29 protein-coding genes are annotated in these 26,061 nt (G+C 60.4%); 3 read left to right on the forward strand and 26 right to left on the reverse strand.

The annotated features are described in order from the left end of the window. Nucleotides 1-5 precede the first annotated feature (5 nt). The 4 genes from ACZ9H3_RS08740 to ACZ9H3_RS08755 form a co-directional block, all read right to left on the reverse strand. Nucleotides 6-566, reverse strand: a complete 561-nt coding sequence (locus tag ACZ9H3_RS08740) for a DUF1285 domain-containing protein (protein ID WP_476220384.1) — start codon at nucleotides 564-566, stop codon at nucleotides 6-8. 10 nt (nucleotides 567-576) lie between these two features. Continuing rightward, nucleotides 577-1,179, reverse strand: a complete 603-nt coding sequence (locus tag ACZ9H3_RS08745) for a DUF4823 domain-containing protein (protein ID WP_065761483.1) — start codon at nucleotides 1,177-1,179, stop codon at nucleotides 577-579. A gap of 80 nt (nucleotides 1,180-1,259) precedes the next feature. Further along, nucleotides 1,260-2,228 (reverse strand): GTP 3',8-cyclase MoaA, encoded by a 969-nt coding sequence (locus ACZ9H3_RS08750; RefSeq protein WP_409278755.1) that lies wholly within the window; start codon nucleotides 2,226-2,228, stop codon nucleotides 1,260-1,262. Nucleotides 2,229-2,354: 126 nt separating this feature from the next. After that, nucleotides 2,355-2,993: a TetR/AcrR family transcriptional regulator gene (locus ACZ9H3_RS08755; protein ID WP_065761482.1), complete on the reverse strand. Its 639-nt coding sequence runs from the start codon at nucleotides 2,991-2,993 to the stop codon at nucleotides 2,355-2,357. A gap of 72 nt (nucleotides 2,994-3,065) precedes the next feature. Here ACZ9H3_RS08755 and ACZ9H3_RS08760 point away from each other — a divergent pair, with 72 nt between their 5' ends. Next, on the forward strand, nucleotides 3,066-4,199 hold the full coding sequence (locus ACZ9H3_RS08760) for an aminotransferase class V-fold PLP-dependent enzyme (RefSeq protein ID WP_065761481.1): 1,134 nt from the start codon (nucleotides 3,066-3,068) through the stop codon (nucleotides 4,197-4,199). Between the two features lie 219 nt (nucleotides 4,200-4,418). On the opposite strand, the gene ACZ9H3_RS08765 is transcribed toward ACZ9H3_RS08760, so the two are convergent. The 12 genes from ACZ9H3_RS08765 to ACZ9H3_RS08820 form a co-directional block, all read right to left on the reverse strand. Then, on the reverse strand, nucleotides 4,419-5,207 hold the full coding sequence (locus ACZ9H3_RS08765; protein ID WP_065761318.1) for a TatD family hydrolase: 789 nt from the start codon (nucleotides 5,205-5,207) through the stop codon (nucleotides 4,419-4,421). Between the two features lie 36 nt (nucleotides 5,208-5,243). After that, the gene (locus ACZ9H3_RS08770; protein ID WP_409278759.1) at nucleotides 5,244-6,230 is read right to left on the reverse strand and encodes a DNA polymerase III subunit delta'; all 987 of its coding nucleotides are present in this window, start codon (nucleotides 6,228-6,230) and stop codon (nucleotides 5,244-5,246) included. Beyond that, nucleotides 6,223-6,855, reverse strand: a complete 633-nt coding sequence (gene tmk, locus ACZ9H3_RS08775; protein WP_065761316.1) for a dTMP kinase — start codon at nucleotides 6,853-6,855, stop codon at nucleotides 6,223-6,225. The genes ACZ9H3_RS08770 and tmk overlap by 8 nt, the downstream gene beginning before the upstream one ends. A gap of 9 nt (nucleotides 6,856-6,864) precedes the next feature. After that, nucleotides 6,865-7,989 carry an endolytic transglycosylase MltG gene (mltG, locus tag ACZ9H3_RS08780; protein WP_065761315.1) on the reverse strand — a complete coding sequence of 375 codons (1,125 nt, stop codon included), beginning with the start codon at nucleotides 7,987-7,989 and terminating at the stop codon, nucleotides 6,865-6,867. Between the two features lie 3 nt (nucleotides 7,990-7,992). Beyond that, nucleotides 7,993-8,808, reverse strand: coding sequence for an aminodeoxychorismate lyase (pabC, locus tag ACZ9H3_RS08785; protein ID WP_065761314.1), 816 nt, complete (start codon nucleotides 8,806-8,808; stop codon nucleotides 7,993-7,995). Continuing rightward, a complete protein-coding gene (fabF, locus tag ACZ9H3_RS08790) occupies nucleotides 8,808-10,052 on the reverse strand; it encodes a beta-ketoacyl-ACP synthase II (RefSeq protein ID WP_099775455.1) in 1,245 nt (414 codons plus the stop codon). The genes pabC and fabF overlap by 1 nt, the downstream gene beginning before the upstream one ends. 104 nt (nucleotides 10,053-10,156) lie before the next feature. Continuing rightward, the gene (gene acpP, locus ACZ9H3_RS08795) at nucleotides 10,157-10,393 is read right to left on the reverse strand and encodes an acyl carrier protein (RefSeq protein ID WP_003175607.1); all 237 of its coding nucleotides are present in this window, start codon (nucleotides 10,391-10,393) and stop codon (nucleotides 10,157-10,159) included. 196 nt (nucleotides 10,394-10,589) lie between these two features. Continuing rightward, nucleotides 10,590-11,330, reverse strand: coding sequence for a 3-oxoacyl-ACP reductase FabG (gene fabG / locus ACZ9H3_RS08800; RefSeq protein WP_065761312.1), 741 nt, complete (start codon nucleotides 11,328-11,330; stop codon nucleotides 10,590-10,592). A gap of 17 nt (nucleotides 11,331-11,347) precedes the next feature. Beyond that, entirely contained in the window at nucleotides 11,348-12,286 is a 939-nt protein-coding gene (fabD, locus tag ACZ9H3_RS08805; RefSeq protein WP_065761311.1) for an ACP S-malonyltransferase, read from the reverse strand. 129 nt (nucleotides 12,287-12,415) lie between these two features. Further along, nucleotides 12,416-13,426, reverse strand: coding sequence for a phosphate acyltransferase PlsX (gene plsX / locus ACZ9H3_RS08810; RefSeq protein WP_083199879.1), 1,011 nt, complete (start codon nucleotides 13,424-13,426; stop codon nucleotides 12,416-12,418). Between the two features lie 3 nt (nucleotides 13,427-13,429). Next, nucleotides 13,430-13,612 carry a 50S ribosomal protein L32 gene (rpmF, locus tag ACZ9H3_RS08815; protein ID WP_010447173.1) on the reverse strand — a complete coding sequence of 61 codons (183 nt, stop codon included), beginning with the start codon at nucleotides 13,610-13,612 and terminating at the stop codon, nucleotides 13,430-13,432. A 13-nt stretch (nucleotides 13,613-13,625) separates the two neighbouring features. Further along, nucleotides 13,626-14,153 (reverse strand): YceD family protein, encoded by a 528-nt coding sequence (locus ACZ9H3_RS08820; RefSeq protein ID WP_065761310.1) that lies wholly within the window; start codon nucleotides 14,151-14,153, stop codon nucleotides 13,626-13,628. Nucleotides 14,154-14,248: 95 nt separating this feature from the next. Here ACZ9H3_RS08820 and ACZ9H3_RS08825 point away from each other — a divergent pair, with 95 nt between their 5' ends. Next, nucleotides 14,249-14,827 carry a Maf family protein gene (locus ACZ9H3_RS08825; protein WP_065761309.1) on the forward strand — a complete coding sequence of 193 codons (579 nt, stop codon included), beginning with the start codon at nucleotides 14,249-14,251 and terminating at the stop codon, nucleotides 14,825-14,827. A 60-nt stretch (nucleotides 14,828-14,887) separates the two neighbouring features. Here the strand turns inward: ACZ9H3_RS08825 and ACZ9H3_RS08830 are convergent, their stop codons facing one another. From ACZ9H3_RS08830 to rluC, 3 genes are read right to left on the reverse strand one after another with little or no spacing between them, the layout of a single operon-like run. Continuing rightward, nucleotides 14,888-15,871 (reverse strand): S49 family peptidase, encoded by a 984-nt coding sequence (locus ACZ9H3_RS08830; RefSeq protein WP_102053577.1) that lies wholly within the window; start codon nucleotides 15,869-15,871, stop codon nucleotides 14,888-14,890. 6 nt (nucleotides 15,872-15,877) lie between these two features. Next, complete coding sequence (locus tag ACZ9H3_RS08835) at nucleotides 15,878-16,567, reverse strand: HAD family hydrolase (protein WP_476220397.1); 690 nt, start codon at nucleotides 16,565-16,567, stop codon at nucleotides 15,878-15,880. Then, nucleotides 16,557-17,513 (reverse strand): 23S rRNA pseudouridine(955/2504/2580) synthase RluC, encoded by a 957-nt coding sequence (gene rluC, locus ACZ9H3_RS08840; protein ID WP_065761306.1) that lies wholly within the window; start codon nucleotides 17,511-17,513, stop codon nucleotides 16,557-16,559. The genes ACZ9H3_RS08835 and rluC overlap by 11 nt, the downstream gene beginning before the upstream one ends. 746 nt (nucleotides 17,514-18,259) lie before the next feature. Here rluC and rne point away from each other — a divergent pair. Next, on the forward strand, nucleotides 18,260-21,391 hold the full coding sequence (gene rne, locus ACZ9H3_RS08845; protein WP_102053576.1) for a ribonuclease E: 3,132 nt from the start codon (nucleotides 18,260-18,262) through the stop codon (nucleotides 21,389-21,391). 110 nt (nucleotides 21,392-21,501) lie between these two features. Here rne and murB read toward each other — a convergent pair whose 3' ends face one another. The 7 genes from murB to ACZ9H3_RS08880 are packed head-to-tail and all read right to left on the reverse strand — an operon-like array spanning nucleotide 21,502 to nucleotide 26,040. Then, nucleotides 21,502-22,521, reverse strand: coding sequence for a UDP-N-acetylmuramate dehydrogenase (gene murB / locus ACZ9H3_RS08850; protein WP_099775459.1), 1,020 nt, complete (start codon nucleotides 22,519-22,521; stop codon nucleotides 21,502-21,504). Continuing rightward, nucleotides 22,518-22,982, reverse strand: coding sequence for a low molecular weight protein-tyrosine-phosphatase (locus ACZ9H3_RS08855; RefSeq protein WP_476220400.1), 465 nt, complete (start codon nucleotides 22,980-22,982; stop codon nucleotides 22,518-22,520). Before ACZ9H3_RS08855 ends, murB begins: the two co-directional genes overlap by 4 nt. Continuing rightward, complete coding sequence (kdsB, locus tag ACZ9H3_RS08860) at nucleotides 22,982-23,746, reverse strand: 3-deoxy-manno-octulosonate cytidylyltransferase (protein WP_099775461.1); 765 nt, start codon at nucleotides 23,744-23,746, stop codon at nucleotides 22,982-22,984. The genes ACZ9H3_RS08855 and kdsB overlap by 1 nt, the downstream gene beginning before the upstream one ends. Next, nucleotides 23,743-23,928 (reverse strand): Trm112 family protein, encoded by a 186-nt coding sequence (locus tag ACZ9H3_RS08865; RefSeq protein WP_065761464.1) that lies wholly within the window; start codon nucleotides 23,926-23,928, stop codon nucleotides 23,743-23,745. The genes kdsB and ACZ9H3_RS08865 overlap by 4 nt, the downstream gene beginning before the upstream one ends. A gap of 38 nt (nucleotides 23,929-23,966) precedes the next feature. After that, the gene (gene lpxK / locus ACZ9H3_RS08870) at nucleotides 23,967-24,977 is read right to left on the reverse strand and encodes a tetraacyldisaccharide 4'-kinase (RefSeq protein ID WP_476220403.1); all 1,011 of its coding nucleotides are present in this window, start codon (nucleotides 24,975-24,977) and stop codon (nucleotides 23,967-23,969) included. Further along, nucleotides 24,977-25,408 (reverse strand): ExbD/TolR family protein, encoded by a 432-nt coding sequence (locus ACZ9H3_RS08875; RefSeq protein ID WP_065761466.1) that lies wholly within the window; start codon nucleotides 25,406-25,408, stop codon nucleotides 24,977-24,979. Before ACZ9H3_RS08875 ends, lpxK begins: the two co-directional genes overlap by 1 nt. After that, nucleotides 25,405-26,040, reverse strand: a complete 636-nt coding sequence (locus ACZ9H3_RS08880) for a MotA/TolQ/ExbB proton channel family protein (protein ID WP_177442416.1) — start codon at nucleotides 26,038-26,040, stop codon at nucleotides 25,405-25,407. The genes ACZ9H3_RS08875 and ACZ9H3_RS08880 overlap by 4 nt, the downstream gene beginning before the upstream one ends. Nucleotides 26,041-26,061 lie beyond the last annotated feature (21 nt).

Genomic DNA, 26,061 nt, shown 5'->3' on the forward strand with positions numbered 1-26,061 from the left:
CGCTGTCAGGTTCGACCGATCGGGAAGAAACGCCCCCCACTCCACACACCCAGCCAGTCTTCCTCATCAATCCGCCGATGCACCGCCAGCTCCACCAACTGGTAGAACACATTGCGGTGGATAAGCGCTTCAAGGTTGCTGCGCATGTGTACGTAGGGCGAAGGCTCCTGCGTTAGCGGGTCAATTTCAAAACGCAATGGGTGCTCAGCACCGGCCTCGACCTGCTCGTCGACGTTGCTGGTAAAGCGCAGCAGTTGCTGCTCGCCACTCCCCTGCACCTCCAGGCTGACAGCAACGAAAGGCGCATCGTCAACCTTGATACCTACCTTTTCTACCGGCGTAATCAGGAAGTAGTCATCGCCATCTCGACGGATGATGGTCGAGAACAACCGAACCATCGGCTTGCGACCGATCGGGGTACCCATGTAGTACCAGGTGCCATCACGGGCGATACGCATGTCGATATCGCCACAGAAGTCCGGATTCCACAGATGCACCGGTGGCAGCCCCTTTTCTGTTTTGGGGATCTGCGCCAATAAATCGTTAGCCTTGCCGGTACCGTCCATCATCCCTTCCTCAAAGACTCATGCCCAACAGGCTGCGAGCGTAGTCTTCCAGCGGCTGGGCAAGCAAATCTTCCGGTTTATTGTCGTGGAACGTCAGCAAACCGCCACGACTCTTGATCCGAGCCGTATCGATCAAGTAGCGGGTATTGGTTTCGATCAACATCAACTGAATCACACCGGTGTCGATCCCCAGACGATCGACCGCCTGCTGGTCATACCATTCGTCGCCATTGCCAATACGGTCATCGGCCTTGGCAAAGCGTGCATACAACAGGTAATGCGCCCCCACTGACCGCGCCTCATTCAACGCGTCTTCGAGCCCCAATGGCCCCTGAGCACGACGCACCATCGGGAAGTACTCAATGAACCCCTTGAACGCCTCTTCAGCCACAACGTTAGGGCGCGGGTAAGCGCCGCCAGGCGGTACGAACGCCCCCTGACCGATATAGATAAACGAGTCGGGTTGCAGCCGCAATGACATCGAGCGCCGAGTCTCACTGTGATCGAGCAAGCCGGCATCGCTCAAATGGTAACGGGCACCCTCGCCCATATCGCTGACATTCATGCAGCCGCTCAGCGCCGTCAGCGCCAGCAGCACAACCAGGCTACGCATCTTTCCTCCAATGGCCGGCGACGGAAAACCGGCGAATAGCCGGCAGATGCAGATTTTGCGCCAGCTCCAGAAGGACCAGGTTAACCACCGATGATTTTCATCACCGTTGCACCACCCGAGAAGGCCACCGGCTGCTTGTCAGCCAATGCCTTGACCAGCAAGCCCTGCAACGCGGGAAGTGCCTGGTGGCGCGGCTTGTCCAGAAGATCACCGACATAGTGACGATTGCTGGAAGAGAGGCAGCCATGCAACCAGCCTGTGGACGACAACCGCAAACGCGAGCAGGTACGACAAAACGGCACGCTTTCATTGGCAATCACACCAAAGAAGCCCTGGCCGGGAATGCAGTAGCGCAAGGCGGTCGCATCGACCGGCGCATCGGCCTGCAAGTACTCGTAGCGCTCACCAATTACCTGCAGCAACTGCTGCAGGCCAACAAACTGCTGCAAGAAGGCATTACTGTCGCGCGCCAGATGCCCCATGCGCATCAACTCGATGAAGCGAAGCTCATAGCCGTGCTCCAGGCAGTAATCCAGCAGCGGTAGCACCTGATCAAGGTTCTGCCCGTTCAGCGGCACCATATTGACCTTGATCTTCATTCCCGCAGCGCTGGCTTGACGCATGCCGTCGAGCACAGTGGCCAGGTCGCCGCCACGCGCAATGCTGCGAAAGGCTTCGGCATTCAGGGTATCGAGGGAGACGTTAAGCCGCGCAATTCCGGCCTCTATCAGCAACGGCAGCTTGCGCGCCAGCAATTGGCCGTTGGTGGTCAGGCTGATTTCATCCAGGCCGAAACCGGCAACGGCCTTGAGAAAGGCTTCAAGTTTCGGGCTGACCAGCGGTTCCCCGCCCGTGATGCGCAGGCGCTCGATACCGGCCGCCTCGATCAGGTAGGCAACACCACGCGCCATTGCCTCAGCCGACAGCTCATCCTGAGCCGCGACCAGCCGCTTGCCGTCCGGCACACAATAGGTGCAGGCGTAGTTGCAGGCGGCAGTAAGGCTGACACGCAAATTGCGAAAGCGTCTGCCTTGATGATCGACGATCATGATGACTCCGGCACGAATGAAGTTGGCTTGCAAAACCTGACTCAAAAATCAGGTATTTGCAAGCCTCATCCTCGAGTATATTCCCGAGTGACTCACGCCAGTAGCACTAAAGCTCTGCCGAGCGGCTCAGTTACCGGAGGCTTCGGGGTCACGCTTGCGCTTGTTGCCCATACGCACACCGATATCCATCAGGAACTGGAAAAAGCCTTCCTGATCTTCCAGCACATTGCTCCAGAACGGCGAGTGATAGAGCGCTACGGCACCATGCACCAACGCCCAGGCGGCACAGTAATGGAAGTATGGCGGGACATCCTCAAGCTTGCCTTCACTGATACGCCCTTTGATCAACAGGGTCAGACGGTCGAAGTTGGATGCGCGGATCTTGTGTAGCTCCTCGACCATCTCCGGCACCTGATTGCCCTTGACCACCTTTTCTTCCAGGCGGTCGAACAACCGGTAGCGCTGCGGATCACGCATCCGGAATTCGAAATAGGCACGCGACAGGGCTTCCTTATCGCGGTCGACGTCGGCAGAGTGCAGCAATTGGTTCAAATCGCGCTCATAGTCGAGCATCAGGCGCAGGTAGATCTCCGCCTTGGACTTGAAGTGCTTGTAGATCGTGCCTTTGCCGATACCGACAGCATCAGCGATCATCTCGACGGTGACACTGTCTTCACCCTGTTCGAGAAACAGCTTGAGCGCGGTGTCGAGAATCTCTTGCTCACGGCGACGAAACTCACGGACCTTACGAGGTTCTTTCTGCATAAGAAGGACTGGATCAAAATCGAAGCCAGGTATTATGCCTAACTTGCGCCAAAATGCACGGATCATCCAACCATGTCTATGTTTCATGATGAGTTCCCACACGCTGACGGCCTCCGCTATCTGAACCATGCCGCCGTCGCCCCTTGGCCAAAACGCGCGAGCGAGGCGGTCTCACGCTTCGCCAACGAGAACGTTTTGATCGGCGCCCGCGACTATCCAGACTGGATGGCCATGGAGCAGAGACTTCGCGAACGGCTCAAGCGCCTGACGAACGCACCGTCGACGGATGATATCGCGCTGGTCAAAAACACCTCGGAAGCACTGTCGTTCGTCGCCTTCGGCCTCGACTGGCAGGCTGGCGATCAAATCGTCATCAGCGATGAGGAGTTCCCTTCCAATCGGGTGGTCTGGGAGGCGCTGGCCAACCAAGGCGTGAAGGTCCGACAAGTCAGCCTCAAGGGCCACGACCCGGAAGGCGACCTGCTGGAGGCCTGTGATGCGCGCACGCGGCTACTGGCAATCAGTGCCGTGCAGTTCGCCAGCGGGCTTCGCCTGGACCTTACGCGCCTGGGGCGCGGCTGCCGCGAGCGCAACGTGCTGTTCTGCATCGATGCCATTCAGCAACTGGGCGCCCTGCCCTTTGATGTCCAGGCCTATGACTGCGACTTTGCCATGGCTGACGGCCACAAGTGGATGCTCGGCCCGGAGGGGCTCGGGGTGTTCTACTGCCGCGCCGAAATTCGGCCACAGCTGGAGCTCAGCGAGTATGGCTGGCATATGCTTGAACATATGGGTGATTACAACCGTACCACCTGGGAACCGGCGCGCAGTGCACGGCGCTTTGAATGTGGCAGCCCGAACATGCTCGGTGCTGTGGCCCTGGAGGCCAGCCTGTCGTTGCTGGAAGAAGTGGGCATGGAGCGCGTGGCCAGCGCCATCGAAGAACGCGTGCAATGGCTGAGCAATGGGCTTGCCGCCATCCCCGGCGTGCGCCTGCACAGCCCACTGGAGCCCTCCCGCCGCGCCGGGATTGTTTCGTTCAGCATCGATGGCCAGGAACATGCGCAGGTGTACCAGTCACTCAAAGCCGAACAGGTCGTCTGCATACCGCGAGGACCGGGTATACGCTTTTCCCCACATTTTTACACAGATAAGCGCGTGATCGACGAAACACTGGCCTTGGTACGCCGGCTTGCAGAGCAATGAGTGCTCAACAACCCCACGCGTATTCCAAATTTGTTTAAAAATCGACCAACCTGCAGTGGAATAGCGCCAATCCTGACCAATACTTGAACTGTTAGCGCGGCATACCCCCCCCAAGTGTCGCGCTGATAAAGGTGCGAAAGGATTGAGTACCTTTGTTTTACTCCTAATGGTCTTAACCCGGATTCACCCCCCAGAACCCGGGTTTTTTTTGCCTGCGATTCAGTGCTTGGCGACACGCGCCAATGGAAACAGGCGCTTGAAGTTAGCTGTAGTCTGCTCGGCAAGCCGCTCGTAGGTTTCCCCACGCAGCATGGCAACGAACTCCGCAACTTCCCGCACATACTGCGGCAGGTTTGGCTTGCCGCGGTATGGAATCGGCGCAAGGTACGGCGAGTCGGTTTCCACCAGCAGGCGATCGACCGGCACCTGGCGTGCGACATCGCGCAAGGCATCCGCATTACGGAAGGTGACGATGCCGGAAAGGGAAATGTAGAAACCCAGGTCCAACGCAGCCTTGGCCATGTCCCAGTCCTCGGTAAAGCAATGCAGCACGCCAGCCTGCGGCAATGCAGCTTCACGCAGCAGTGCCAGGGTATCGGCGCGCGCCGCACGGGTATGCACGATCACCGGCTTGCCGGTGATACGCGCGGCATCCAGGTGCAGGCGAAAAGAGTCCTGCTGCAGCTCGGCAGCTTCAGGCTCGTAGTGATAATCCAGGCCGGTCTCACCGATCGCCACGACATGGGGGTGATTCAGCTCCTGCAGCAACCAGTCCAGGGCCGGCTCGGCACCGGGTGCCAGGTCTAGTGGGTGAACCCCTACCGAACAGTCGACATCACCGTAGCGCTCAGTGACTGCCTTCACCGCTGCGGCATTCTCCGCACTGACGCCAATGCACAGAAAGTGCCCAACCCCCCTCGCCCTGGCAGCATCCAGGGCAGCATCCAGAGAGCCCTGGCAGGCGGTAAGGTCGAGACGGTCGAGGTGGCAATGGGAATCTACAAGCATGAGGTCTTTACACAGAAGTAATTGAAAAATCGGCGCTCAGCGCTGAGCCGTAAGCATCGCCCATGAGGCCAGCAAGGACTCGAGCAGCAACACGCGGTTAAGGTTGGCTTTGGCCAGCACCTTCTGGCGCTGGGCAAGAATCCAGTCCTGAATTTCCAGCACCTTGCCCTGGCTGCTTTTTTGCGCAAGGTACTGCACCACCTTGCGCATGTCGGCGAGGCCAAGCCCCTCCTCATCCTGGGTCAACTGGTAGCGCAGGACCAGGTTGGACCAGTCGCAAAACCAGTCGAACAGCAACAGCAGCGGCACCGCGCTCCAGGCCTCGGCAAGCTGGCTGGGCGACGACTGTTGCTTGAGCAACTTCTTCACCCCGTCGACCACCAGCGCACGCTGCTCGCGCACGCCCTGTGCCTGCAAGCTGACAGCCGCCAGCGGCGAGCCCGCAGCCAAGGTCAACAACTCCAGGCGCTCTTGCTCGTCACTGTCGGGCAACGCCTTGCCGAGCCAGGCCAGGCTCTGCTCGAAACCCGGTAACGGGCAAGCTTGCTGCAGGCAGCGGCTCTTGATGGTCGGCAGCAGCCGGCTGGGCTGGTGGCTCACCAACAACAACACGGTATCGCCGGACGGCTCCTCAAGGCTCTTGAGCAGGGCGTTGGCCGCATTGATGTTCATCGCTTCTACCGGCTCGATCAGCACCACCTTGCGACCACCCAACTGGGCAGTCTGGACGATGAACGACACCAGGTCACGCACCTGATCGACCTTGATCGGCTTGTCGGTATCTTCCGGCTCCAGGACATAGTTGTCCGGATGGCTGCCAGCCGCCAGCAACAGGCATGACTTGCACTCACCGCAGGCCTGCAGCCCCTTGGGACGCTGGCACAACAGCAAGGCCATCAGGCGCTCGGCCAACGCCCGCTTGCCGATGCCCTGAGGACCGTGCAGCAGGTAGGCATGAGCATGCTGCGTACGCCCTGCCAACTGTTGCCACAGCGCGTCCTGCCAAGGGTAGGCCTCAGCCACGGCAACGCTCCAGGATTTCAGGCAGCAAGGCATCAATGGCACGCTGCACCTGCTCCAGCGGCAAGGCGGCATCGATCAGGCGATAACGCGCAGGCGTGGCCTCGGCACGCGCCAGATAAGCCTGACGCACAGCCTCGAAAAACGCCTGCCCCTCCTGCTCGAAGCGGTCGAGACGGCCACGCGCGGCAGCGCGCGCCAGGCCAACCTCCACCGGCAGATCGAACACCAGGGTCAGGTCAGGGCGCAACTCACCCTGAACGAACTGCTCAAGCGTGGCAATGCGCTCTAGCGACAAGCCGCGACCGCCACCCTGATAAGCGTAGGTCGCATCCGTGAAGCGATCACAAAGCACGACGGTGCCCCGTGCCAATGCCGGGCGGATCACTTCGGCCAGGTGCTGGGCACGCGCAGCGAAGACCAACAACAGCTCGGTATCGGGGTGCATCAGCTCTTCACTGGGCGCCAGCAACAGCTCGCGAATACGCTCCGCCAGCGGCGTGCCACCCGGCTCCCGGGTCAGCAGCACGTCCACGCCCTGGCTGCGCAGGTGCTCGGCCAGGTACTCGCGGTTGGTGCTCTTGCCCGCACCTTCAGGGCCTTCCAGGGTAATAAACAAGCCGCTCACAGGCAGTCCTTAATTTTGATCAGTACGGGAGGACTCATCGACCGCTGTCGAAGACTCGCTCGGTTCGACGACCATGTCATCGGGTGTCGACTGTTGGGCTTGCGGTGCCGGGCTCGAGCGATAATCGGCGCGACGCTTGAGCTGATACTCACGCACCGCCGAATTGTGCGCGTCCAGGTCATCGGAGAAGACATGACTGCCATCGCCACGCGCCACGAAGTACAGGCTGCTGCCAGGCAATGGGTTCAACGCCGCATGAATCGCCTCACGCCCCACCATGGCAATTGGCGTCGGCGGCAAGCCCGCATTCACATAGGTGTTGTAAGGGGTCGGCTCGCGCAGGTCAGCACGGGTGATCTTGCCGTTGTAGCGCTCGCCCATGCCATAAATCACCGTTGGGTCCGTCTGCAGCAACATGCCGATTTGCATGCGTCGCACAAATACACCCGCGATCTGGGCACGTTCCTGAGGAACGCCGGTTTCCTTTTCCACCAGCGAAGCCATGATCAGCGCCTGATAAGGATCGCGATAAGGGGTTTCAGGGGCACGGGCATTCCACTCCTGAGCCAGCACCTCTTCCAGGCGCGCATACGCTTGCTGGAGGAACTCGACATCGGTCATGCCGCGCACAAAGCGGTAGGTATCCGGGAAAAAGCGCCCCTCCGGAAACACACCAGCGTGCCCGAGCTTTTCCATGACCTCGCTGTCGCTCAGACCGTTAAGCGTCTGTTCGATTTTTTCGTGCTTGGCCAAAGCGGCGCGCACCTGACGGAAGTTCCAGCCTTCAACCAGCGTCAGGTTGTACTGCACCACCTCACCGCGACGCCACAGCTCGAAAAGCTCGCGCACGCTCATGCCTGGGCTGAGACGATACTCGCCTGTGTGCAGCGGCACACCGACCATATTGAAACGCCAGTACAGGCGTAACCAGAAAGCATCCTTGAGCAAGCCATCCGTTTGCATACGGTAGAACATGCGATTGGGCGTCGTACCGGTCGGCACATCGAGCAACTGCTCCTGGGACACATGCAGCGGCTGCTGAAGGGCCGAGTTCAACTTCCAGGCGGAGTACCCCAACAGCAGGCCACCCAGGATCAGGCCGATCTCCAGCAGTACCAAGAATTTACGTCTCACAAATCAGGCATCCAGTAACGTACGGGCAATGGCCTGCAGTTTACGGGTGACCGGGCCCGACGACCAGTTCATCGATCCACACGAGCACACCGGCCAGATACCGTAAACACTGTTACAGAGAAAGACCTCATCGGCTCGCGCAAGATCCTCAAGGGCCAGGTCGCCGACACGAACGTCGATCCCGAGGCGCGCAGCCTCGACCATCAGCGCCGCACGCATGACCCCGGCAACCCCGCAACGGCTGAGGTCGGCAGTCAACAACACGCCATCCCTGACCAGAAACAGATTGCTGTAGACCCCTTCGACCACGCGGCCGGTGATGTCACGCATCAACCCTTCGGCATAGTCGGGATCCTGCCACTCGGAACGGGCCAATACCTGCTCAAGACGATTGAGGTGCTTGAGCCCCGCCAACAGCGGCTGTTCCGCCAGGCGGGTACGGCATTCGAACAGCTTCACACCATGCTCGGCATTGCCAGCGGGGTAAGCCGCTGGCGGATTGCCCTGCAAGATACGCCGCGGCGGCACGCCAGCGGCGGGCGCATAGCCACGCTGACTGTCACCCCGGGTCAGAATGAGCTTGAGCACGCCCTCGCCCAGCAGGCTGGCGTAACGGCTCAACTCATCGCGAATCAGTGCCAGATCGGCGTTAATCGCAAGGCGCTGGCAACCCAGCGCCAAGCGTTCGAGGTGATACTCGAACAATGATGGCCTGCCGGCCTTGACCGCGATGGTCTCAAACAGACCATCGCCGTAGGCCAACCCTCGACTTTGCAGTGCCAGGGTATCGGCCGGCTGACCATCGACCCAGCTTTGCATCAACCAGCGAACCGGCGGAACACCAGCGAGCCGTTGGTACCGCCAAAACCGAAGGAGTTGGACAACACCACATCGATCGACATTTCACGCGCCTGATGCGGCACGAAGTCCAGGTCACACCCTTCGTCCGGCTCATCGAGGTTGATGGTCGGTGGAGCCACCTGGCCGTTGATCGACAGCACGCTGAAGATCGCTTCCACAGCCCCGGCAGCGCCCAGCAGGTGACCGGTCATGGACTTGGTGGAACTGACCGCCAGCTTGTACGCATGCTCACCAAACACCGACTTGATCGCCGATGCTTCCGCCAGGTCACCCGCCGAAGTCGACGTGCCATGGGCGTTGATGTAGCTGACTTCGCTCGGGTCGAGGCGAGCATCACGCAGGGCATTGGCCATGCAGCGTGCAGCACCGGCACCGGTTTCCGGTGGCGAGGTCATGTGATACGCGTCGCCGCTCATACCGAAACCTACCAGCTCGGCATAAATGGTCGCACCACGGGCCTTAGCGTGCTCCAGCTCTTCAAGCACCAGCGCACCGGCGCCGTCGGCCAGAACAAAGCCATCACGGCCCTTGTCCCATGGACGACTGGCACGGGTCGGCTCGTCGTTGCGGGTCGACAGCGCACGAGAAGCGCCAAAGCCCCCCATACCCAAGCCACACGCAGCCATTTCAGCACCACCGGCAATCATCACATCGGCTTCGCCAAAGGCGATATTGCGTGCGGCCATGCCAATGCAATGCGTACCGGTCGTGCATGCCGTGGCAATGGCGTAGTTAGGCCCCTGTACGCCCAGGTGGATCGACAGGAAGCCGGAAATCATGTTGATGATCGAGCCTGGCACGAAGAACGGCGAAATACGCCGAGGCCCCTGCTCATGCAAGGTGCGGCTGGTTTCTTCGATATTGGTCAGGCCACCGATGCCCGAACCCATGGCCACGCCGATACGCTCACGGTTGGCATCGGTCACTTCCAGGCCAGCATTACGCACTGCCTGAAAACCGGCCGCCAGGCCGTACTGGATAAAAAGGTCGAGTTTGCGAGCTTCCTTGACCGACAGGTACTGCTCAACCTCGAAGCCCTTTACCGAGCCGCCAAAACGGGTGGAGTAAGCAGAAAGGTCTGTATGTTCGATCAGACCAATGCCACTGCGGCCAGCCAGAATGCCCTGCCAACTGCTCGGCACGTCCGTACCCAGTGGCGACAGCATACCCATACCGGTGACCACGACGCGTCTACGCGACACAGCACTCTCCTTTTTCTAAGGTCTACATCTCTCGCAAAGAAAAAACCGCACGCCAGTGAAGGCAGTGCGGTTTTTCCATGACAAGAAGCGACGACTACAACGTCTTAAGCCTGGTGGCTGGTGACGTAGTCGATAGCTGCTTGAACAGTAGTGATCTTCTCGGCTTCTTCGTCAGGGATTTCGGTCTCGAATTCCTCTTCCAGAGCCATCACCAGCTCAACGGTGTCAAGGGAATCGGCACCCAGATCTTCGACGAAGGAAGCAGTGTTCACTACTTCTTCTTCTTTAACGCCCAGTTGCTCGGCGACGATTTTCTTGACGCGTTCTTCGATGGTGCTCATACCTTGTTTTCACTCCTAATGGACATATGTCAGGCAGCTGGCCGGGGTGTAAGTGTATAGAAAGAGTTTGGCTTTTCAAGCGCCAAGCGCTTCTCGAACGTCACACCCAACCGCTGACTAGAATTTGGTTGCAGCTTTATAACGGATTTTACACGCCACGTATGACATTTTTTTGAAGCAATCCGTCACATTTGCCTTACATGTACATCCCGCCGTTGACCGGAATGGTTGCACCGGTGACATAACCTGCACCCTCGGACGCCAGGAAAGCCACGACTTTGGCGATTTCCTCGGCTTGTCCCAGACGCCCCAGAGGAATCTGGGTCTGCAGGGCTTCGCGCTGCGCTTCTGGCAGCTCGCGCGTCATGTCAGTGTCGATGAAACCAGGCGCCACCGAGTTGACGGTGATCGCACGGGAGCCCACTTCACGCGCCAGCGCACGGCTGAAGCCTTCCAGGCCAGCTTTGGCAGCTGCATAGTTGACCTGACCGACGTTACCCATGGCACCGACTACCGAACCGATGCTGATGATACGACCCCAGCGCGCCTTGGTCATGCCGCGCAGCACGCCCTTGGACAGACGGTACAGGCTGTTGAGGTTGGTATCGATAACATCGAACCACTCATCATCCTTCATCCGCAGCATCAGGTTGTCGCGGGTGATACCGGCGTTGTTGACCAGGATCGTCGGCGCACCGAACTGCTCCTGAATCGCGGCCAGGGTGGCGGTAACCGACTCATCACTGGTGACGTTCAGCTCAAGGCCGGTACCCGCGATACCGTGCTCCTTGAGGGTCGCAGCGATGCGCTCGGCACCAGCAGCCGAGGTGGCCGTACCGATGACCGTAGCGCCCAGGCGACCCAACTCCAGGGCGATGGCCTGGCCAATGCCACGGCTGGCACCAGTCACCAGTGCAACTTTACCTTGCAGGCTCATGCAAGCTTCTCCTAATTTCAGGCCAGCGCCGCACGGGTGGCGGCGACAGCGTCTGGGGTATTGAGGTTATAGGTGGTCACACCGTCAGCGCAGCGCTTGTTCAAACCAGCCAGGACCTTGCCTGGGCCGCACTCGACCAGCGAGGTAGCGCCTTGTGCTGCGAGGTACTGAACGCATTCAACCCAGCGCACTGGCTTGAACAACTGCTCCAGCAAGTCGCGCTTGAGCGTGTCCAGATCAGCAGAGACCGTCGCGTTGACGTTCTGCACGACCGGAATCTGCGGCGCCTGCCAATCGATGGCAGCAACCGATTCAGCGAACCGTTCAGCAGCCGGGCGCATCAGTTCACAGTGCGACGGCACGCTGACCGGCAGTGGCAAGGCACGCTTGGCGCCACGCGCCTTGCACCCTTCGATTGCGCGCTCGACAGCGGCCTTCGAACCGGCGATGACGACCTGGCCAGGCGAGTTGAAGTTGACCGCGCTGACGACGTCACCCTGTGCCGCTTCAGCGCACACAGCGATGACATCCGCATCATCCAGGCCCAAGACCGCAGCCATGGCGCCCTGCCCGGCCGGTACGGCCTCCTGCATCAGCTGACCGCGACGCTCGACCAGTTTCACGGCATCGCCGAGGGACAAGCTACCCGCGGCCACCAGGGCGCTGTATTCGCCCAGGCTGTGACCGGCGACGAACGCAGGGCGAGCACCACCCTCCGCCAACCACAGGCGCCACAGGGCGATCGAAGCGGTCAGGATAGCCGGCTGAGTTTTGTCAGTTTGATTGAGTTGCTCTTCCGGGCCCTGCTGGGTCAGTGCCCAGAGATCATAACCCAGAGCCTCGGAGGCCTCGCGGAAGGTATCGATGACCAGTGGGTACTGGGCGCCCAGCTCGGCCAGCATGCCGAGGGACTGCGAACCTTGACCCGGAAAGACGAATGCGAGGGATGCAGACATTGAACAAGCCCCTAATGATCTTGTCGTCGAAAATTGAGCGAACAGTCGCAGGACTGATCGCAAGAAACTGAAAATTGGATGGTAACGAGAACCAAGCGGTCACATTTAACCACTTCCTTGCCGATATGCCTAAAGCAACAGATCCTCAAGACGCCCATGCAAGCGCTGCGGCAGATCTTCCTGGATTTCGATCAGTGCACGCTGAATAGCACTCTGAAACCCCTGAACGCCCGCAGAACCATGGCTTTTGATAACAATACCCTGCAACCCCAGAAAGCTCGCACCATTGTGTCGCGCTGGCGCAAGATCGGCCTGCAAGCGCTTGAGCAATGGCATGGCCATGGCACCTGCCACGCGAGCAAACACCCCCTCACGGAACAGCGCCTGAATACGCGCACCGATCATGGTTGCCAGGCCTTCACTGGATTTGAGCAGGATATTGCCGACAAAACCGTCGCAGACCACGACATCAGCCTCACCACGGTACAAGCCATCACCCTCGACGAAGCCGATGTAGTTCAAGCCCTTGGCATTCTGCAACAGGCTGGCAGCCAGCTTGACCTGCTGATTACCCTTGATGTCTTCAGTGCCTATGTTGAGCAGCGCCACGCGCGGACGATAGACACCCAGCGCCTGAGCCGCCACCGAGCCCATCACTGCAAACTGATAAAGGTGCTCGGCACTGCAATCGACATTGGCCCCCAAATCAAGCAACTGACAGTAGCCTGCCTGCGTAGGAATGGCTGCCACCATCGCCGGGCGATCAACACCTGGCAGCGTTTTCAGCACATAACGCGACAGCGCCATCAGCGCACCGGTATTGCCAGCACTCACGCAGGCCTGAACCTTGCCATCACGCAATAATTCAAGGGCGACGCGCATGGACGAATCCGGCTTGCCACGCAACGCCTGCGAAGGCCGCTCATCCATGCCGATCACTTCACTGGCCGCAACAATCTGCAGACGCGAGCGATCCGCTGCCGACTGGCCAGCGATCAAATCTTCAAGGAGGGAGGGTTGACCAACGAGGGTCAGGTGCAGCGAGGGGGTAGCCGAAAGGCAAGCAATGCTCGCCTGAACAATGCTGCGGGGACCGAAGTCCCCGCCCATTGCGTCGATCGCGATGATCTGAGCGGACAAGGATTACTCGTCAGCGCCCTTGTCGATCACTTTACGACCACGGTATACGCCTTCTGGCGATACGTGGTGGCGCAGGTGAACTTCACCGGTGGTTTTTTCTACGGACAGAGCGCTGGCCTCGAGGGCGTCGTGCGAACGGCGCATGTCACGGGCAGAGCGGGATTTTTTGTTCTGCTGAACAGCCATAATTGATTAACTCCTAAACGTTTGGGTCACGCTTTAACTGCGCCAATACACTGAACGGGTTGGACCGCGTTACCTCGTCCTCGCTCGGCTCGGGCTCATCGGCGCCCGCCGGCTGCTGGCATTCTTCCGGATGATGAGCAGGCACAATGGGCAAGGCGAGCAAAAGCTCCTCCTCGATCAATGCCTGCAGATCCAATGGATCTTCGCCCAGTTCCAGCACGTCATAACCTTTCGGTAACGACTGGGTATTCGAACCCTCCTTCACCACAGCGTAAGTACATTCGCTATGGATCGGCAGGGTAACCAGCTCAAGACAACGCTGGCAAACCATTTTGACTTCGACGTTGAGGTCAGTGTGTATAACCACTGTCTTCTGCTCGTCTCGCTCAAAATCGAATTTCGCCTGCACCATACCGACATTGTCGGAAAGCGGGTCGCAGAGTCTCTCCAAATCGGCCAGCAGCACTTTCCCTTCAAGGGAAACGCCACGATCTGCCAATTTGCGCGGGTCAACGTGAGGTGGAATCGGGTCATTCAACATAGGCGCAGCATTCTAGGGATGCCCCCCGCCCCTGTCAAAGGAAATTAGGCCCCATGGCTCATGTTAGAATTGGCGAACCCGCTCAGGAGTTCATCATGCTGCCTTTATTACTGGCTTCAAGCTCACCCTACCGGCGCGAATTGCTGGCGCGCCTGCAACTCCCCTTCAATTGGGCCGCCCCGGACATTGACGAGCGACGCCTGGATGAAGAGCCCGCCGTAGAGCTGGTGAAGCGCCTGGCACTGGAAAAAGCCGAAGCGCTGGCCACCACCCACGCCAACCACCTGATCATCGGTTCCGACCAGGTCGCGGTACTGGGCGAGCAGATTCTCGGCAAGCCGCACACTTTCGACAAGGCCTGCGAACAGCTGCTGGCAGCCAGCGGCAATCATGTCACCTTCCTCACCGGGCTTGCCCTGCTCAACAGCAGCACTGGCCACGCTCAGGTTGACTGCGTGCCTTTCACGGTCAACATGCGCGAACTGGATCTGCCACGCATCGAGCGCTACCTGCGCACCGAACAACCCTATGACTGCGCCGGCAGCTTCAAGGCCGAAGGCCTGGGCGTCAGCCTGTTTCAAAGCACCCACGGCGTCGACGCAACCAGCCTGGTGGGCCTGCCGCTGATTCGCCTGGTGGACATGCTGCTCAAGGAAGGCGTCACCATTCCTTGAGGCGCAAAAAAGCCGACCCTCAGGTCGGCTTCTGCCTAAACACGCAACACCGCGACACGATCAGCGCAGCGTCGGCCCCTGAAAACCCATCCACATTGCCAAATGCTCGGCAACACTGGCCCCCAGGCGCTTGGAGAAGCGATCAAACGGCGACTCTTCAATCGTAAAGTCCACCAGGTTTTTCTCGCCGATCACATCGCGCGCGACATAACTGGCACTGCCAAGGCCGTCCACCAGCCCCAACTTCACCGCCTGCTCGCCCGACCAGATCAGGCCGCTGAACAACTCTGGATGCTCTTTATCCTTGAGTCGCTCACCTCGCCCCTGCTTGACGCTGGCAATGAACTGCCGATGAGTGGTCTCCAGCACACCCTGCCAGAACCTGGTTTCTTCAGGCTTCTGCGGCTGGAACGGATCCAGGAATGCCTTGTGCTCGCCGGCCGTGTAGGTACGGCGCTCAACACCCAGCTTCTCCATGGTTCCGACAAAGCCATAACCTGCAGCAGTCACACCAATCGACCCTACCAGGCTGGCCTTGTCGGCATAAATCTGATCAGCCGCACTGGCGATGTAATAGGCACCAGACGCCCCCAGGTCACTGATGACGGCGTACACCTTGATCGCCGGGTACTGCGCACGCAGACGAAGAATCTCGTCATAAATGTACCCAGACTGCACCGGGCTGCCGCCCGGGCTGTTAATGCGCAGGATCACGCCCTTGGTCTTGGGATCTTCAAACGCCGCACGCAAGCTACCGACTATGTTGTCGGCACTGGCAGGCTCCTGATCAGCGATCATGCCACGCACTTCGATCAGCGCGGTATGACTGGAGCCACGAGCCGCCGCCTTCTCGACATCCATCAACGGCGTGAACAGCATCAGGGCGCCAAACAGATAAGCGAAGGTCAACAGCTTGAAAAAGATGCCCCAGCGCCTGGCGCGCCGCTGCTCCTGCACGCCGGCCAGCAGCGTTTTTTCAAGCAACTGCCAGCTTTTCTGCTCTTCATTCTTTTCAGCGCTGGGCGCTTTCCATTCATCAGCCATGCTCACCTACCCTGGGATACCGTCACAGCCGACCGGCGCGCCAGCAAGGCCCAGCCAATCCTGCAACTGAGAAAAATGATCGATGGACAGCCGAGGCTCATAGGCGCGCAACACCTCCAGCGACATCGCACCATGACCGACCGCAACCGAATGCACACCTGCATTGCGCGCCATCAACAGGTCAAACGCCGAATCCCCGACCATCAGCGCACGCGCAGGCTCGACACCACAATGCGCGAGAATCTCTTCCAACATCAAGGGATGGGGCTTGCCCCGGGTCTCGTCAGCGGCACGGGTGATATCGAAGAAATGCTCCCAGCCATTGGCCTGGAGCACCCGATCAAGGCCGCGACGCGCCTTTCCGGTCGCAACCGCCAGCCGATAGCCATCCGCGCGAAACGCCTCAAGCGCCTCGACAACCCCGTCGTACAACGGCGATGGCTGCTGATCCAGCGCCATGTAAACGTCAGCATAGTGCTGCCGGAACGCCGCCACCGCCGACGCATCAAGCTGCGGATACAGCGTGCTGATCGCCTCAGGCAAGGCCAGGCCGATAATCCCCTTGACCGCCTCGACTTCGCTGCGCGGGTGGCCGCCACGATCTGCCGCCAGGTGCATCGCCTCGACAATACGCCCGATCGAGTCGGTCAGCGTGCCGTCCCAATCGAAGATCAGCAGGTCGTACTCACGACGCACTCAGACGCTCCACAGTCTTGGACCACATGTCATCCACCGGCGCCTCAAGCTTGAGCACGCCGCCATCAGGCATCGGCACATTCAAGGCATAGGCATGCAGGAACAAGCGCTTGCCACCCAGCTCACGGATCTCGCGAGTGAAGTCTTCATCGCCATACTTGCTGTCGCCAGCAATGCAATGCCCGGCATGCAAGGCATGCACCCGGATCTGGTGAGTACGCCCCGTCACCGGACGCGCCTCGACCATCGTGGCGAACTCACCGAAACGGCGCAGAACACGGAACAGCGTCAACGCCTCCTTGCCTTCAGGGTTCACCTCGACCATCCGCTCACCGGAGCGCAGGTTGCTCTTGAGCAACGGCGCGCTGACCTGCTTCTTGGCCGTCGCCCAATGACCGCGCACCAGCGCCATATAGCGCTTGTCTACGCCGTCACCGCGCAAGGCCGCGTGCAGGTGGCGCAGCATGCTGCGCTTCTTGGCGATCATCAGCAGGCCAGAGGTATCCCGATCGAGGCGGTGGACCAGCTCCAGCTCCTTGGCATCGGGGCGCAACTGACGGAAGGCTTCAATGACACCGAAGCTCAGGCCGCTGCCACCATGCACGGCGATCCCGGCAGGCTTGTTCAGCACGATCAGTGCCTTGTCTTCGTAGACAATGGCCGCTTCCAGGCGCTGCAGCAAACCCTGGGCAACCGGCGCCGGCTCGTCGCGCTCGGGCAGACGAACGGGCGGCACGCGCACCACATCGCCCGCCTGCAATTTGTACTCAGGCTTGATCCGCCCCTTGTTAACCCGCACTTCGCCTTTACGCAAAATGCGGTAAATCAAGGTCTTGGGAACGCCCTTGAGTGCAGTGATAAGAAAATTGTCGATACGTTGGCCGGCAAGTTCCGGCGCGACCTCAATCAGCTGAACGCCGGGGGTCGGAGGGGTATTGGTCGTCATTTGCGCATCATAACAATTTTTTATGGATTTGAAGCACTTAATGATTGCTGCTATAGTCGCGAACGCCGCCAAAAGCGGCTGGCCAGCGGACCAATGGCTTTGAGCCGGCCCTGACCTACGCAATTCTTGAGGACGCGAGGCCGTCCGACGGGGTGTTTGCCAGTTTACAAAATGCCTGGAATAGCCACCAGCGCAGACGAGAGAAGACCGATAAAAAACAAAAAGAGCGGTGCATTACCCTCCCTTCACGTTTTTTTCGATGCCACTCCGTCAGTGCAATCGCTTCCGCGCAGTTATGGCGAACGCTTCGGAAATACAAGCCTTAGCCATAAATGCGCGGGCTCCCGTACGGAGCCGGCGATAAATGCAACCCGTTGCGGATTCAGCGCGCGGCAGCACCCGAATTATCAGGGATACGTGTAGGGTGGAGATGCACAACCGTCGGACCGTGTAGTAATGCGTCCGGTCGACAGGCCTCTACGGGCCCACTCGTCCAGACCCGTTCTTGATCAAGATGCCCCCGTGGCGTCCATGGCCGAAGGCTGATTCCTCCTCCTGACTGAGTGCATTTGACACCACAGCTAGCAGGACGCGTCGTCGCGACTTCGGCAGCACTGGATTCCAGTCAGGCCGAATCTCGCTAGACACGGGAGTGGCCCGCCACCCCTGACGCACCCTGACACCGACCGTGAGAAGTCGTGTGTGCCGAACGCCGTTTCCGGCAGCCCGGAAACCGACGGTACTACATGAAAAGAATGCTGATTAACGCAACTCAACCCGAAGAGTTGCGTGTTGCTCTGGTGGACGGCCAACGTCTCTACGACCTGGATATCGAGTCCGGCGCTCGCGAGCAGAAGAAAGCCAACATCTATAAAGGCCGGATTACCCGGATCGAACCCAGCCTCGAAGCCGCATTTGTCGACTTCGGTTCTGAGCGCCATGGCTTCCTGCCACTGAAAGAAATTTCCCGCGAATACTTCAAGAAGGCCCCAGAAGGCCGCGTCAACATCAAGGAAGTATTGAGCGAAGGCCAGGAAGTCATCGTCCAGGTCGAGAAAGAAGAGCGTGGCAACAAGGGCGCCGCCCTGACCACCTTCATCAGCCTGGCTGGCCGCTACCTGGTACTGATGCCGAACAACCCGCGTGCCGGTGGCATCTCGCGCCGCATCGAAGGCGAAGAGCGCAACGAACTGCGCGAAGCCCTCAATGGCCTGGTCGCCCCTGCCGACATGGGCCTGATCGTTCGCACTGCCGGCCTGGGCCGCAGCAGCGAAGAGATGCAATGGGACCTGGACTACCTGCTGCAGCTCTGGACTGCAATCAAGGAAGCCTCCCTGGACCGCGCGGCTCCTTTCCTGATCTACCAGGAAAGCAATGTCATCATTCGTGCCATCCGCGACTACCTGCGCCAGGACATCGGCGAAGTACTGATCGACAGCATCGACGCCCAGGAAGAAGCCCTGACCTTCATCCGTCAGGTGATGCCGCAGTACGCCAGCAAGATCAAGCTCTACGAAGACAGCGTCCCGCTGTTCAATCGTTTCCAGATCGAAAGCCAGATCGAAACCGCCTTCCAGCGCGTGGTCGAACTGCCGTCGGGCGGCTCGATCGTCATCGATCCAACCGAAGCCCTGGTCTCCATCGACATCAACTCGGCGCGCGCCACCAAAGGTAGCGACATCGAGGAGACCGCGCTGCAGACCAACCTGGAAGCAGCCGAAGAAATCGCTCGCCAGCTGCGCCTGCGCGACATTGGTGGCCTGATCGTCATCGACTTCATCGACATGACGCCGGCGAAAAACCAGCGCGCCGTCGAAGAGAAGGTACGTGAATGCCTGGAAGCCGACCGCGCACGCGTTCAGGTTGGCCGCATCTCGCGTTTCGGCCTGCTGGAAATGTCCCGCCAACGCCTGCGCCCATCTCTGGGCGAGAGCAGCGGCATCGTCTGCCCACGCTGCAGCGGCACCGGCATCATCCGTGACGTCGAATCCCTGTCGCTGGCCATCCTGCGCCTGATCGAAGAAGAAGCCCTGAAGGACCGCACTGCTGAAGTGCGCGCCCAAGTGCCGATTCCGGTCGCAGCGTTCCTGCTCAACGAAAAACGCAACTCGATCACCAAAATCGAACTGCGTACCCGTGCACGCATCGTGATCCTGCCAAATGATCACCTTGAAACCCCGCACTTCGAAGTGCAGCGCCTGCGCGATGACAATCCAGAAGCGCTGAGCGGCCAGTCCAGCTACGAAATCGCCGCCACCGAGACCGAAGAAGTCCAGCCAGTTGCCGCGACTCGCACCCTGGTTCGCCAGGAAGCTGCGGTCAAGACTGCACCGGCCCGCGCCAATGCACCGGTACCTGCCGCACCAGAACAGCCTGCCGCCCCCGTGCACGTTGCGCCGGAGCCAAGCCTGTTCAAAGGCCTGGTCAAGTCACTGGTGAGCCTGTTCGCCAGCAAGGAAACGCCTGCCGCCGCACCGGTTGTCACCGAGAAGCCGGCCGCCGAACGCCCACAGCGCAACGAAGAGCGCCGTAGCGGTCGTCAGCAGAGCCGCAGCCGCAACGGTCGTCGTGACGAAGAGCGCAAGCCACGTGAAGAACGCGCCGAGCGTGCCCCACGCGAAGAGCGTCAGCCGCGCGAAGCCCGTGAAGAAACCCCGGCCCGCGAAGAACGCGCACCACGCCCGCCGCGCGAAGAGCGCCAACCACGCCCACCGCGTGAAGAGCGTCGCCGTGACGAACGCGTTCGTGAACTGCGCGAGCCCCTGGATGCCACTGCACCGGCTGCTGCCGCCGCACCGGCCGTACGCGAAGAGCGTCCTGAGCGCGCCCCTCGTGAAGAACGCGTAGCCCGCGAAGAACGCGCTCCACGCGAAGAGCGTGCACCGCGTGAAGAACGCGCGCCACGTGAAGAGCGTGCACCACGCGAAGAACGTGCACCACGCGAAGAGCGCCAACCGCGCCCACCACGTGAAGAGCGTCAGCCACGTCCTGCCGAGGTTGCTGCCGAAGCGACCGAAGAGCAACTGCCAAACGAAGAGCTGCTGCAAGAAGAAGCCGAAGGCGCCGATGGCGAGCGCCCACGTCGCCGCTCTCGCGGTCAGCGTCGCCGTAGCAACCGTCGTGAACGTCAACGTGATGCCAATGGCAACGTCGTTGAAGGCAGCGAAGAAGCGGCTGAAGAGTCGAGTGCCGAACAGGCAGCGGGCGTTGTCGTTGCTGCAGGCGCAGCCATCAGCGCTGAAGCCGAAGCACAGGCCAACCAGCAAGCTGAAAACGCTACCGCTGCTGTCGAAGCACCTGTAGCCGCTACCGAGGTCGTCGCAGAGGCTGCACCTGCAGTCGAAGCAGCACCGGTAGAAGCCGCACCTGCGGTAGTTGAAGCTGCAGTAGTTGAATCTGCCGTGGTCGACATTGCCCCTGCCGCCGAACAGCCTGCGGCACCTGTCGAAGCCGTTGAACCCGGCGCAGCTCCGGTGGTGGAAGTCACCTCAGCCCCAGCTGAAGTTGTGGTCGAGGCCCCGATCGCTGCTGCCAAGGAGGCCGAGCCTGCAGTCGAAGCACCTGCTCCGGTTGTGGTTGAAGCACCCGCTGCCGAGCCGGTAGTCGCCGCCGAAGCACCTGCCCTGCCGCTACCAAGCAGTGGCCGCGCACCAAACGACCCACGCGAAGTGCGTCGTCGCAAGCGCGAAGCTGAAGCTGCTGCAGCCGCGGCAGCCGCTAAAGCCGCAGAGGCACCTGCTGCAGCCGTCGAGGCCCCAGTAGAAGCCCCCGCACAAGCTGAGCAACCGTCCACCGAAGCTGTCGTAACGGCAGAAGAAGTGACCGAGCAAAGCCCAAAAGCCCTGGAAACCACAGAAGAGCCTAAACCGCTCGCCTGATTCCAACGGCTGAAAAAAAGCCCCGCCAGCTAACGCTGGCGGGGCTTTTTTATTGGCTTGAAACTCAACTCGGACTCACCGCGACACCGCACACGGCGGCTGCGCCACACTCAGTACAGATTAGGCTCCATCTCCAGTTCGACACCAAAACGCTCAAGGATATCGACCTGGATCTTCTGTGCCAGCCGATGAAGCTGTGCGCCACTGGCCTGACCGTAATTGACCAGCACCAATGCCTGAAGTCGGTGAACTCCAGCATCGCCATCACGATAGCCTTTCCAGCCGGCCAGTTCGATCAACCAGCCCGCCGCCAACTTCACCCGACCATCTGCCTGAGGGTATGCCACAAGCCCTGGATGAGCCTGACGAATATGCTCAGCCAACGCAGCAGACACCACTGGGTTCTTGAAGAAACTTCCCGCATTGCCCAATTCAGCAGGGTCCGGCAGTTTTTCCCGGCGAATGCTGCAAATCGCATCGCTGACATTCTGCGCCGTTGGCTGTTCGATACCCTGCTCGCTCAAGCGCTGACGCACTGGCCCATAGTCCAGATGCAAGTGCATGACCCGGCTCAGCGCAAAGCGCACACGCAGGATCAACCAACGCCCGGGATTACGCTTGAACAGGCTGTCACGGTAGGCAAATGCACAGTCTTCAAGGGCAAACTCATGCAGTTCACCGGTCTGACGATCCAACGCAGTCAGCCCGACAAATACATCCTTGATCTCTACGCCGTAAGCACCGATGTTCTGCATCGGCGCAGCACCGACCGTACCCGGAATAAGGCTGAGGTTTTCAAGCCCCGATAGCCCCTGCGCCAGGGTCCACTGGACAAACGCATGCCACGGCTCACCAGCCTCGGCCTCCACGATGACCCGCTGCCCGTCATCGGCGAGAATCCGCACCCCCTTGCTGGCCATGCGCAGTACCAACGCGTCGATATTGGCCGTGAGCAACAGGTTGCTGCCGCCCCCAATCACCAGCACCGGCCACTGCTGCGCAGCCGCATGGGCCAATACCTCACGCACCTCCGCATCGGTGTGCGCTTCGGCAAAATGCGCTGCACGCACATCAATACCAAAGGTGTTGTAAGGCTTGAGCGAAACACCTGATAGCACCTGTACGCTCATAAACGCCCCTTCAACTCGACAACCAGCCCCCGACAGGCGCTCTCGATCAGGTCGAGCACCCGCTCAAAGCCCTGCTCGCCACCGTAGTAAGGGTCTGGTACTTCATCGACAGCACCCTCGAAGCGCCGCAGAAACAGGTCCAGCTCTGCCTTGGCCTGCGCTGGACGCATCGCCTGCAAGTGCCCCAGATTACTGTTATCCATCGCCAGGATCAGGTCGTAACGCTCGAAGTCGGCGACACTGACCTGCTGCGCACGCTGCTGGGACAGATCATAGCCACGCAACTGAGCCGCACGCCGGGTACGGCTGTCTGGAGGGTTGCCGACATGCCAGTAACCAGTTCCGGCCGATGCCACCTCGATCACCTCAGCCAGGCCCGCCTCCTTCAACTGATGGCGCAAAACACCCTCAGCGGTCGGCGAGCGGCAGATGTTGCCCAGGCAGACAAAAAGAACCCGCATCAAGCCTCCAGCAAGCGCCGCACGCGCTCAAGATCTTCAGGGGTATCAACCCCCACCGGCGGGGCCTCCAGGGCATCGGCCACATGGATACGCACACCGTTCCAAAGCGCCCGCAACTGCTCAAGCGACTCGGTTTTCTCCAACCAGCACGGCCCCCAGCCGACGAAGTCCTGCAGGAAACCGGCACGGTAGGCATACATGCCAATGTGTCGGCGATACGGAACACCCGGCGGAAGCTGATCGCGGCTCTGCGCAAAGGCATCACGGGCAAATGGCAACGGGGCACGACTGAAGGTCAGGGCCAGACCGTTGCAATCACTGACCACCTTGACCGCATTCGGATTGAACAAGGCCTCGACCTCGGTAATCGGTTCGGCCAGGGTAGCGATACCGGCCTCCGGGTGAGCGGCCAGGTTAGCCGCCACCTGATCGATGATCACGGGCGGAATCAGGGGCTCGTCGCCCTGCACGTTGACCACGATCGCGTCGGCAGGCAGGCCCAACTGGGTCGCCACTTCGGCCAGACGGTCGGTACCCGAGTCATGATCCTCACGGGTCATCAGCACTTCAGCGCCAAAGGCCTCACAGGCCTTGAAGATCTCGGCATCATCGGTGGCCACGACCACCCGTGCCGCGCTGCTCTTGCGCGCCTGCTCCCAGACATGCTGGATCATCGGCTTGCCGGCAATCAGCAGCAGCGGTTTGCCCGGCAGCCGGGTGGAACGCAAACGGGCCGGAATCACAACCGTGAACGCTTGACTCATTTTTCCAGGCGCTCTTCGTCGGTCAGGGTGCGCGCTTCGCTCTCCAGCATGACCGGGATACCGTCGCGAATCGGGTAGGCAAGACCGGCGCCCTTGCTGATCAGCTCGGTCTTGTCAGCGCTGAGCTTGAGCGGGCCCTTGGTGATCGGGCAAGCAAGGATATCGAGCAATTTGGTGTCCATGGAAATTCCTCAGGCCTGTGGCCGGAAAAAGAAAAGGTTCAGGGTTGCCGATGCCCGGGCAGCAAACGCGCCAGTTGGCCGTCGAACCAGCGGGCGAAGGACGGCGAAGGCACCGCATCTACAGCAAGGTACCACCAGTCGGCAGCGGCGAAGGCACGGCATTTCACCGCATCCTTTTCGGTCATCACCAGCGGCAAGGACGGCGTAAAGTTCAAGGCCTCGGCGCTATAGACCGCATGATCGGCAAAGGGATGTGGCTCTGGTCGCCAGTTTAGCCCCTGCAAGGTATTGAAGAAACGCTGCGGATTGCCGATCCCGGCCACCGCATGCACGGCCTGACCAGGCGGAAAATGCTCGACGCCACGACGCTCGCCACTGCGAACATTGACCAGCGCGGTCGGCTCAAGCCCAAAGGCATAGCCTTCGTCACTGTCGGCCGCAGCACCATTGAACAGTACCGCATCGACCTCATGCAGGCGCTCGACCGGCTCACGCAGTGGGCCCGCCGGCAGGCAGCGACGATTGCCCAGGCCGCGTGCAGCATCGATCAGCACCAGTTCCAGATCGCGGGCCAGCCGATAATGCTGCAAACCGTCATCACTGAGGATGAGGTCCAGCGGCTCGGCAGCCAACAACGCCTGGACCGCGCGCGACCGGTCGGGATCGATCATCAGCGGCACACCGCTACGCTGGACGATCAACAACGGCTCATCGCCCGCCTGAGCAGCAGACTGGTCGGCACGCACGCGCCAGGGGAGCTGCGGCGGTGTGGCGCCATAGCCGCGGCTCACCACACCGACACGCAGCCCCTGGCGGCGGCAGTGTTCGATCAGCCAAAGAATCAGGGGGGTCTTGCCGGTACCGCCGACGGTGATATTACCCACTACCACCACCGGTACCGGGGCACGGTAACTGCTGCTCTCACCGGCCAGAAAACGCTGGCGCTTGCGCAACACCACGCGCCGGTAGAGGGCTTCCAGCGGCCGCAACAAGCCAAGGGCCGGATGCCCGGCATACCAGGCCTTGAGCAATCGATCGGCAAAGGCCATCAAGGATTCCCCGGCGCCGCCTCGACCGTGGTCATGCGTAACTGGCTGAAGCCCAGCTTGCCCGCCGCATCCATCGCGGTGACCACCGCCTGATGCGGCGTCTTGCCATCAGCGCTGATCGACAACGGCAGGCGGGTGTCCCCACCCGACTCTTTTTGCAAGGCATCGATCAGCGTCGCCAGATCACTCTTGGGCAGCAGGTTATTGTTCAGCGAGTACACGCCCTCAGCACTGATGGTGATTTCCAGCTGCTTGAGCTCCGACTCCGGGGCCGGCGTACCACTGACCGCCTCCGGCAACTCGACGCGCAACTGGGTTTCACGCGTGAAGGTGGTGGTGACCACAAAGAACAGCAGGAGGATGAACACCACATCGATGAGTGAGGCCAGGTTGATGTCCACGGTCTCCCGTGGCTTGCGCCGGAATTTCACGCCCTGCCCTCGGCCAGATCAACATCACGGTCGCCCTGAACCACTTCGACCAGCTTGATTGCTTCTTGCTCCATACCCACTACCAGCTCGTCGATACGTCGCTGCAGGAAGCGGTGGAAAAAGACCGCAGGGATACCCACCATCAGGCCGGCCGCCGTGGTGATCAACGCCTTGGAAATACCGCCCGCCAGCACCGAGGCGTTGGCCGACATGCCCGTGCCCATGAACGAGCTGAAGATATCGATCATGCCCAACACCGTTCCCAGCAAGCCGAGCAGTGGTGCCATGGCCGCAATGGTGCCCAGTGCATTGATGTAGCGCTCCAGCTCGTGAATGACCCGGGCAGCGGCTTCCTCAATGCACTCTTTCATGATTTCGCGACCGTGCCGCGAGTTCGCAAGGCCCGCGGCGAGGATCTCGCCCAGTGGCGAATCGGCGCGCAAGGCCTTGAGCTTTTCGCTATTGAGTTGCTTGTCCTGAATCCAGCGCCAGACCTGACCCAGCAGGTGTGGCGGGGTGACGCGGCTGGCGCGCAGGGTCCACAGGCGCTCGGCGACGATCGCCATGGCGGCGATGGAACTCAGAATGATCGGCAGCATCATCCAACCGCCAGACTTGACCAATTCCCACACAGTAACGACCCCCTCGAAAAA

The sequence above is a fragment of the Pseudomonas sp. TE3910 genome, assembly GCF_056279025.1.

Coding starts and splice junctions, on each gene's coding strand:
- murB (WP_099775459.1), bottom strand. CDS start 22,521: ATGAGCGTACAGGTGCTATCAGGTGTTTCGCTCAAGCCTTACAACACC.
- ACZ9H3_RS08750 (WP_409278755.1), bottom strand. CDS start 2,228: ATGATCGTCGATCATCAAGGCAGACGCTTTCGCAATTTGCGTGTCAGC.
- ACZ9H3_RS08865 (WP_065761464.1), bottom strand. CDS start 23,928: ATGGACACCAAATTGCTCGATATCCTTGCTTGCCCGATCACCAAGGGC.
- ACZ9H3_RS08740 (WP_476220384.1), bottom strand. CDS start 566: ATGGACGGTACCGGCAAGGCTAACGATTTATTGGCGCAGATCCCCAAA.
- pabC (WP_065761314.1), bottom strand. CDS start 8,808: ATGCAAAGCTGGGTCGATGGTCAGCCGGCCGATACCCTGGCACTGCAA.
- fabD (WP_065761311.1), bottom strand. CDS start 12,286: ATGTCTGCATCCCTCGCATTCGTCTTTCCGGGTCAAGGTTCGCAGTCC.
- ACZ9H3_RS08765 (WP_065761318.1), bottom strand. CDS start 5,207: ATGCTTGTAGATTCCCATTGCCACCTCGACCGTCTCGACCTTACCGCC.
- ACZ9H3_RS08760 (WP_065761481.1), top strand. CDS start 3,066: ATGTCTATGTTTCATGATGAGTTCCCACACGCTGACGGCCTCCGCTAT.
- ACZ9H3_RS08755 (WP_065761482.1), bottom strand. CDS start 2,993: ATGCAGAAAGAACCTCGTAAGGTCCGTGAGTTTCGTCGCCGTGAGCAA.
- rpmF (WP_010447173.1), bottom strand. CDS start 13,612: ATGGCTGTTCAGCAGAACAAAAAATCCCGCTCTGCCCGTGACATGCGC.
- ACZ9H3_RS08830 (WP_102053577.1), bottom strand. CDS start 15,871: ATGGCTGATGAATGGAAAGCGCCCAGCGCTGAAAAGAATGAAGAGCAG.
- kdsB (WP_099775461.1), bottom strand. CDS start 23,746: ATGAGTCAAGCGTTCACGGTTGTGATTCCGGCCCGTTTGCGTTCCACC.
- ACZ9H3_RS08820 (WP_065761310.1), bottom strand. CDS start 14,153: ATGTTGAATGACCCGATTCCACCTCACGTTGACCCGCGCAAATTGGCA.
- fabG (WP_065761312.1), bottom strand. CDS start 11,330: ATGAGCCTGCAAGGTAAAGTTGCACTGGTGACTGGTGCCAGCCGTGGC.
- lpxK (WP_476220403.1), bottom strand. CDS start 24,977: ATGGCCTTTGCCGATCGATTGCTCAAGGCCTGGTATGCCGGGCATCCG.
- acpP (WP_003175607.1), bottom strand. CDS start 10,393: ATGAGCACCATCGAAGAACGCGTCAAGAAAATCGTCGCCGAGCAACTG.
- ACZ9H3_RS08855 (WP_476220400.1), bottom strand. CDS start 22,982: ATGCGGGTTCTTTTTGTCTGCCTGGGCAACATCTGCCGCTCGCCGACC.
- ACZ9H3_RS08745 (WP_065761483.1), bottom strand. CDS start 1,179: ATGCGTAGCCTGGTTGTGCTGCTGGCGCTGACGGCGCTGAGCGGCTGC.
- ACZ9H3_RS08825 (WP_065761309.1), top strand. CDS start 14,249: ATGCTGCCTTTATTACTGGCTTCAAGCTCACCCTACCGGCGCGAATTG.
- rluC (WP_065761306.1), bottom strand. CDS start 17,513: ATGACGACCAATACCCCTCCGACCCCCGGCGTTCAGCTGATTGAGGTC.
- rne (WP_102053576.1), top strand. CDS start 18,260: ATGAAAAGAATGCTGATTAACGCAACTCAACCCGAAGAGTTGCGTGTT.